Source organism: Phytobacter massiliensis JC163 (genome assembly GCF_000321045.1).
Lineage (GTDB): Bacteria > Pseudomonadota > Gammaproteobacteria > Enterobacterales > Enterobacteriaceae > Phytobacter_A > Phytobacter_A massiliensis.
Genome location: NZ_HE578952.1, coordinates 1 through 2718, shown reverse-complemented (window position 1 = coordinate 2718; position 2718 = coordinate 1). Strand labels below are relative to the sequence as shown.

The 2718-nt window shown below is 35.8% G+C and carries 1 protein-coding gene; it reads left to right on the top strand.

The features are described 5' to 3' along the window. Window positions 1-112: 112 nt before the first annotated feature. Window positions 113-2263 (top strand): hypothetical protein, encoded by a 2151-nt coding sequence (locus ENTHG_RS23050; protein ID WP_044185797.1) that lies wholly within the window; start codon window positions 113-115, stop codon window positions 2261-2263. The last annotated feature ends 455 nt before the right edge of the window (window positions 2264-2718 follow it).

Sequence of the window (2718 nt, the reverse complement as noted above, 5' to 3'; positions counted from 1 at the left end):
CAAAACTAAACTTAAAATGGTGCTATATTAACCCTATATAGCAGCTATATAATTCCAGATACAGAAGCTGAATATTTAAAAAATTTAATTAACGCCATTGAAGAGGGTACACATGGATCACGATACTTTAGTTAACCATATTCGCGGATTGAGTAAGAATTTCTTTGATGCAGCCTGTAAAATAGTCCTTAAAGATTATTTTGAAATTAACGCTATAAATGTTGATGGTGCTAATGACGGCGGCGCTGACTTTATAAGTGTATCTAATGATGGAATTAGAAATAATACTATATACCAACTAACCACACAAAAAGACAAAATCCCTCAAAAACTCGGCCGTGATGTTTTAAAGGCAATTGAAAAGCTTTCAGCTAAAAGATTTTATTTTTTCACAACAAACAACATTAGTGAAGTTGAGTGCAGAAAGTATGAAAGAAAATATAGTGATGAGCTAGACATTCAAGTTTCTTTTTTTAGCGCTAGGCATATTGCCGAGTTTTTACTCGATGGAAATCTTTTAAATAAATTCCTGGACCAAACCAATTATCCCCTTCCCAGATCATTTCAAAGTAATCCAGACTACAAAGAAATGGCGCTTCATAGTTACACTGTGATGTCAAATGAAGCCAAAGGCATGCGGGATGGGGTATATGATGATACAATACTCTTTATTTTATCTGACTCCAAAAACCTACATGAAGATGAATTAGTTGAGAAGGTTATCAGATTTCTTAATATAGAATCAGATAAAGATTTATATTTAAGGAAACGTATAGGAGCTTTATTCTCAAAATCCCTACTACAGCGTACTGACGAAGGATTAATAGTACTTTCTCAAGAATCAATTCAAGACATCGAAGCTAGAAAAAGAATTTACGAAAAAGAGCTAAGTGATCTCGCTGCAGTTCAAATAGATATTATGCGTGAAGACTTTCAAGTTAACTGGACTTTGGAAGAGTCAAAAGAAATAAGTATTTATATTGCTGATTCATATATTTCAAACCAGCTTGATCTTTTGTCAGATGTTAAGGCCAAGATTAGCATTGAGTCATTCTTCAATCACAGAAATAGAGACAGAAACAGCATTAGAGACTATATAAAAAGCAAATCCGGCCTAACAAACAAAAAAGCTAATGAAGCTGCACTAGCTATACTTGAAAGCGCATCGAATCATCCTCTAATAATCAAATTAGCCAGAGCATCTATATATGTAGCCTTAGAAGGTAAAAATGCAATAACCTCTGCAAAAGCTCTTGGAGCAAGTAGGTGGAGTGATTTTAAAATATTAGTCGAACCTACAGTAGCTATCCATTGGATATGTTCTTGCCTATACAATGGAGATGTCAATGGATTTTATAATATAAGTAAAAAAGCCATAAGACGCGCATTGAAACTAGATTCAATACCTTTTATACCATTTTATTATATTAACGAGTGCGCCTCTCATTTATTAAAGGCTCGAAAATATGCATTCCTACAAGGTTATGAGAACCCCGAAGAACTACAATACTCAAAAAATGCTTTTATTGCCAATTATTACGCACTTAAAATACAAGGAGTTAAGGTTCCTGATAATATTTTTGATTATTTAAAGACCTTTAGTTCCGCCGTACTCATTGAACGTAATAACTGGAAGGATTGGGTAAGAGTTGTTATGACTGACATCCAATCAATTTTGAATAAATCAGGCGTCCAATTTATAGACACGCCATTCTATCAGGATGGGGATTGCGTCCAATTTGAGCATGAATATAACATCCATCTAGAATCACGCAACCAAACTAAATCGCCTTATCTTATGGATCACGATTTATGGGCCTTACAATTCACCCATAACGAAATAACTGATTTGAATGCTCACTGGATAATCTTAACTTTTGACAATGCTATGATAAAAGTTAGCAAAGAAGCGCATCACTCCGGATGGGTTGTATCTCCTTATAAATTTCTGGATATAACAGCATCATCGCAATCATTATCAGACACACAATACTTTTCACTTGTGCACTCTTTAGCTGTGTCAAGTACAAAAACATTATCAATTGGAGCAAGAATAATTGATAGGGTAATTAGTTATGCCTCTGAAGAATTCCAGAGCTGGGAGTTTAAGCGCGACTTTGAAAAATTTAAAAGCAATTTAATATCTGAATTAGATGATAATGATGTGAGCTTTGAAGATGAAGATAGCGAGTTAAACAAAAAGGTTGATGAGTTCTTAAGAACTAAAGGAATTGTTATACCTAATGAAGAAGACAGTGAATAATGCCAGCTTAAATAATGTTAATTAGTAATACTATACTTAATAAAAGACACCTTCAAATGAAGGTGTCTTTTTTTTAATTCTAGCTAATAAAACAGCTACGTCTGCTTCTCGCTCAAAGCGGACCTTCCGTTTCCACCTGCCTTTTGCCTTGAACTTCTTCCTGCCGTGTCTCTTAAGCCCTTCCATACGATGAGCTAGTCCAGATCCGGCTTTGCCTTTTTTCGGATCTCAGGTGAGGAGAAGAAGAATTGTTGCAGGAGAATCGCAAAAACCGTCGGATTATTGAGAACTGGGGATTATTGTCTTTAAGGAAGGGAATGTCGCTGATTATTGCCCTGAGTGGATAAATCAGCCTGACGGCGGATCAGCGACGAAGTGACACGTATCATTTTCACCCTGAACGTCCTGCCTGACCTCAGGCATCGTGTCCGGTCAGTAGAGTCCACTATGTGCCA